The 4,110-nt window shown below is 57.5% G+C and carries 7 protein-coding genes; 5 read left to right on the top strand and 2 right to left on the bottom strand.

What is annotated here, in order from left to right:
- Positions 1 to 307, top strand: a 307-nt coding sequence (locus tag MESS4_RS34220; RefSeq protein ID WP_244441220.1) for a hypothetical protein, incomplete at its 5' end; no start/stop codon positions are given.
- Positions 308 to 487: 180 nt separating this feature from the next.
- Here the strand turns inward: MESS4_RS34220 and MESS4_RS25655 are convergent.
- Positions 488 to 766, bottom strand: coding sequence for a hypothetical protein (locus tag MESS4_RS25655; protein ID WP_036242108.1), 279 nt, complete (start codon positions 764 to 766; stop codon positions 488 to 490).
- A gap of 163 nt (positions 767 to 929) precedes the next feature.
- Entirely contained in the window at positions 930 to 1,283 is a 354-nt protein-coding gene (locus MESS4_RS34800; protein ID WP_244441219.1) for a hypothetical protein, read from the bottom strand.
- 120 nt (positions 1,284 to 1,403) lie between these two features.
- On the opposite strand from MESS4_RS34800, the gene MESS4_RS25650 reads away from it, so the two are divergent.
- The 4 genes from MESS4_RS25650 to MESS4_RS25635 all read left to right on the top strand — a co-directional run bounded on the left by MESS4_RS25650 (position 1,404) and on the right by MESS4_RS25635 (position 3,863).
- Positions 1,404 to 1,625: a DUF768 domain-containing protein gene (locus tag MESS4_RS25650; protein WP_006337366.1), complete on the top strand. Its 222-nt coding sequence runs from the start codon at positions 1,404 to 1,406 to the stop codon at positions 1,623 to 1,625.
- Between the two features lie 377 nt (positions 1,626 to 2,002).
- Positions 2,003 to 2,599 (top strand): hypothetical protein, encoded by a 597-nt coding sequence (locus MESS4_RS25645; RefSeq protein ID WP_006337364.1) that lies wholly within the window; start codon positions 2,003 to 2,005, stop codon positions 2,597 to 2,599.
- Positions 2,596 to 2,991: a phage holin family protein gene (locus tag MESS4_RS25640; RefSeq protein WP_006337362.1), complete on the top strand. Its 396-nt coding sequence runs from the start codon at positions 2,596 to 2,598 to the stop codon at positions 2,989 to 2,991. The genes MESS4_RS25645 and MESS4_RS25640 overlap by 4 nt, the downstream gene beginning before the upstream one ends.
- The gene (locus MESS4_RS25635) at positions 2,988 to 3,863 is read left to right on the top strand and encodes a hypothetical protein (protein WP_006337360.1); all 876 of its coding nucleotides are present in this window, start codon (positions 2,988 to 2,990) and stop codon (positions 3,861 to 3,863) included. The genes MESS4_RS25640 and MESS4_RS25635 overlap by 4 nt, the downstream gene beginning before the upstream one ends.
- Positions 3,864 to 4,110 lie beyond the last annotated feature (247 nt).

Below are 4,110 nucleotides of genomic sequence, written 5' to 3'. Positions count from 1 at the left end.
GGACATGCCGAAAAACATCCCGGAAATGGAAGCTCGCCAAGGTGGATGGGGCCGCCACGGTTTTACAATCCTGATATCGGCACTGCTACTGACCGCCGCCGCTTGGGGCATCGCTGAGCTTTACGGGGAGCAGGCAAAGACACCAGCTACGGAACAAGGCGGGGTTCCGGCATCTACCGGCTCAGACTCTCCGTCGGGCGATCCTGTAAAATCGAAGACAGACATTATGAATGTCGAACCGGTCGATCAGAACCCCAAGGTCGATAGGAGTCCGACTCCACAATCGAGCACAGGCGGAGACCAATAGGCCCTGCAGCCGGCGCAGCCGGCCGCTCCTTAGCACATCCCCATCTCCATGCGCGACGGGAAACCCGCTCCTGTTATTGAGGCCACCTACGCCTAGACAGAAATGGCACCGTTGAACAGATCGCAGATCAGGACCAGCTTGTGATCCGAAGTTTAGTGCCAAATCCCGGAACGGGAGAGGTCAATTGCTTGGGCGGTGGAGGAAGGAAGCGCTCCGCCCCTTGCACGACGCCACAATCAGGTGCTGCCCGGGACCAAGAGCTGCTAGCTCTGTCATGGTTCGCATCCCGGTTTCCGGTTCTTTAGGATTCTCGCTTCTCGCAGCAATGATGATCGGGTCAGGCCCGATTAACTGGATAAGCTCCAGTGCCTGTTCAAAGGTTATACCGGTTTCTCGTGCAAGCGCTTGCGCTTGGAGATCCCGCGGCCGAGAGCGTCCAGCATCGTCTTTGTCGCCCATCACGGCTTCTCCTGATCATCAGTCAGGAAGCTTTGATGCCGACACTGTTCCCAAGAAATTATGTCAGCGGGACCTTTCATCCGCGAAACCTTCTAGCTGCGGAAACTCGGCCACATGCGAGGTGAGAAGACGTTGTCTCGCCGCGGGATTTTCGCGACGAAAGCTAATGATCGCGCCGACGATTGCTTCTCATCGCTACCGCGGCCCGGAATGCACGGGCAGCCGCGTCACAGGCGATCTTTGAGGGGCCGTTCGAAAAAAGTATCACCTCTGCCGCCTTCTGCGTCAGCCCATACTTTTCGGCGAAGGCATCAGCATCATAGGGATGATCGTGAGCTTCAGGGTCTGCGCTGGCTTGGGCTTTTCCCATTGTTGATCCTATTTCCTGTTCTGGGCTTTGCCGCTTTCTCTTACGACGCGACCAACCATCGCCGGTGTGCTCGGTGATCTCAACGAGGCCGAAATTTCCTGATGAGGCATTCGCTTTCTCCTTGTGGGCGAAAGCACCTACATCCAAGCGCCTTTGCCGGATGGGCGGCGACCTGGCTAGACAATAGAGCCTTTTCGAGACTGCGCGCCCTCATTTGATATAAAGCGCTGCGATCGGAACTTAATGTCGTTAGCCGGCTTGAGGGCGATGAGTAAGCGCGGCATCGACTTCCTGCACAAGAGGATTGAAAACAATGTTCCTGAAACGGCGAAAGCTGATGTGGTCTCGATCGATGAGCTCACTCACAAGCTGATTGCCGATGCAAAGTCGGTCGGCATCAAACGCGGCGAGATCGACGAGGAAGTTGACAGCCTGTACCGGACAATTCTCGATGCCGTTGTGCATTTTGACCCAGGACACCCGGAATAGCCACGTGGGTCAGATGCAGACGGCTAAGCCTGGGTGGCTTTAGACCCGTTCCCGGGAGCCACTGTTGGCCTCTTCACCCTCTGGTACCCAATCGGTCTCGGTGCCCACTCCGGCGTCATCGCGGGAGTGCCGATGCGATCGCGATTGGAGGTGGTTTGAGAACCCAGACCTGCCGCAGCAGGAGGGCGGAAAGGGAAGTTGGGAGGTGGGCCGGCTCTCACCAAGAAAAATTTGAGTCGGCGAGGAACTTGAGGGTCTCGGGCTAGTTCGGCTTGGAGTGGAGGAGATTGCATCATGAACAGCGTTATTTATCTCATCGGCCTTGTCGTCGTTGTGCTTGCGATCCTCTCCTTCCTCGGATTCCATTAGGAGATACCATGCCACGCAAAGACGATCATGGCCCTAAGCAGGCCGATTTCGAAACAGCCAAGAACGAATTATCCGATCGCTTTCAGCAGGAAAAGCAGACTGCGACAGAGACGCTGCATGACGCTCGCGACGAACTCACGAGGAAAGCCGGTGACTACGCTTCGGAAGCTAAGCAAGCGCTATTCAACAAGGCTGAAGGGACACAGCGTGATGTCAGCGCCAACCTGAGCGCCTTTGGCGGAGCGTTGCGAGCGGCAAGCGAGCATTTGGCCAACAGCGACCAACGCACCGCTTCGAAGTTCGTCCTTGATGCCGCAGGCGGCCTCGAGCGACTTTCTTCTTCCGTGAAAGACAAACCATTCGAAGAAGTTCTTGGTGAGATCCAGTCATTCGGCAGGGACAACCCAGGGGCGTTGATCGCCGGTTCAGTGTTGGCAGGCTTGGCGCTCGGGCGATTTATCAAGAGTGCGCCCCAGTCTGCGTCGGCCGAAGCAGCACGGCAGTCGCAAACCGATTGGGCTTCGCCAAATGGAAATGAAACCGGGCAGGATGCCGGCGAGCTTGCCGATGACTGGAGTAATGAAACCCTGGAGCAAACCCCATGACTGAGAACCACGACAGCCGCAGCCTCGCCACGCTTGTAAGCGATCTGGCACAGCAGGTTACGACTTTGCTTCAGACCGAAGGCAAACTGCTGCGGGCCGAAATGTCGGAAAAACTGAGCAAGGCAGGCGCAGGTGCGGTCGAGATTGTCGGAGGCGCTATCTGTCTTCTGGCCGCTTTGGTTGTGCTTTTGCAAGCGCTCGTGATCGCCTTGGCCAATGTCGGGCTGGGGCCCGGATGGTCCTCGCTATTGGTCGGCATAGTTGTCGCGGCACTCGGAGCTATTCTTATGCGCTCCGGAATTGCGAGCATGGCTCCTTCCGAGCTGACACCTGATCGCACACAAGATCAACTCAAGCGCGACGTGCGCGTGATCAAGGAACAAATAAGATGAGCGACAAATCTGCAGCCGAGCTTGAGCGCGAGGCCGACATTGCTCGAGCGAAAGTGTCTGACACGGCGGATTCGATCCGCAACAAGATGAGCCCGGGCCAATTGATCGATGAATTTGCCGGAATTTTCACCGGCGGTGACGGATCCGCAATGCTCGGTAATCTTAGGGCACAGGTCAGGGACAACCCATTGCCACTCACGCTCGTTGGCGCAGGGCTGGCTTGGTTGATGCTTGGAAGCGGCGCGTCGCATGGAAGCGGTGCCAGTGCATCTCAGGCCGGTAGAAACGCTAACGACGTATCCCAGGATGGGGACCGTGATGATGACTTCGGCAATGAAGTTTCCGGAATCGGAGCAAGGGTTTCTGACGCCAGTAAGCTAGCTGCATCAGTAGTAAGCGATGCAGCCGGGGTAGCAGCCAACGCGACAACGGACGCGGGCGAGAGACTAAAGCAGACTGCAGCGCAGTTTGCCTCGAGTGCAGGAGATATGTCTGCTAGCGCGCGGCACACAGTACAGGAAGTGTTCCAGCGCGAGCCTCTAGCTATCGCAGCCCTCGGCCTTGCAATCGGCACCGCGATTGGGGTGATGCTCCCCCACACCGCCATGGAGGACGAGCAACTCGGCGAATACCGAGACAAGCTGCGCGAGTCTGCTCAGAATGTTTTCGACAAAGGTCTGGAGCAGGTCAAGGAAGTCGCGGCCGAGGCATATGAAACGGTCAAGGACGAGGCTGACCGCCAAAGTTCGAGCGGTGACGCGGAGACATTGGCGGGGCGCGTTGGCAACGTCGTCAGATCGACTGCAAACAAGACCGAAGAGGCCATTCGAGAGCGCATGCTCGGGTCGGATGAGGCGTCCAAAACTACATAGCGCACACCGGCTAGGTTTGCGTTAGGCATTGCGGGCTGGCGAGGATCGGAAAGTGTACGCCGCTTTTCAATGCCAATCTATTCGGCCCGCGTTCGCGGTGGTGAACGTGGGCCGCTGATCGGGCGTATCGAATTGCGGTCGAGGCCGAGCGCCAAGTTCGCGAAGCGAAAATACGCACGTCTGCGAGAACAACCGCTCAATGCATCGAAGGCGCCGAAACAGGACCGGTGAGCCGCCGGTCGTGTCC

The organism is Mesorhizobium sp. STM 4661 (assembly GCF_000359125.1).
Classification (GTDB): domain Bacteria; phylum Pseudomonadota; class Alphaproteobacteria; order Rhizobiales; family Rhizobiaceae; genus Mesorhizobium.
The sequence above is the reverse complement of the archived record's forward strand: the minus strand, read 5'-3'. Positions and strand labels throughout refer to the sequence as shown.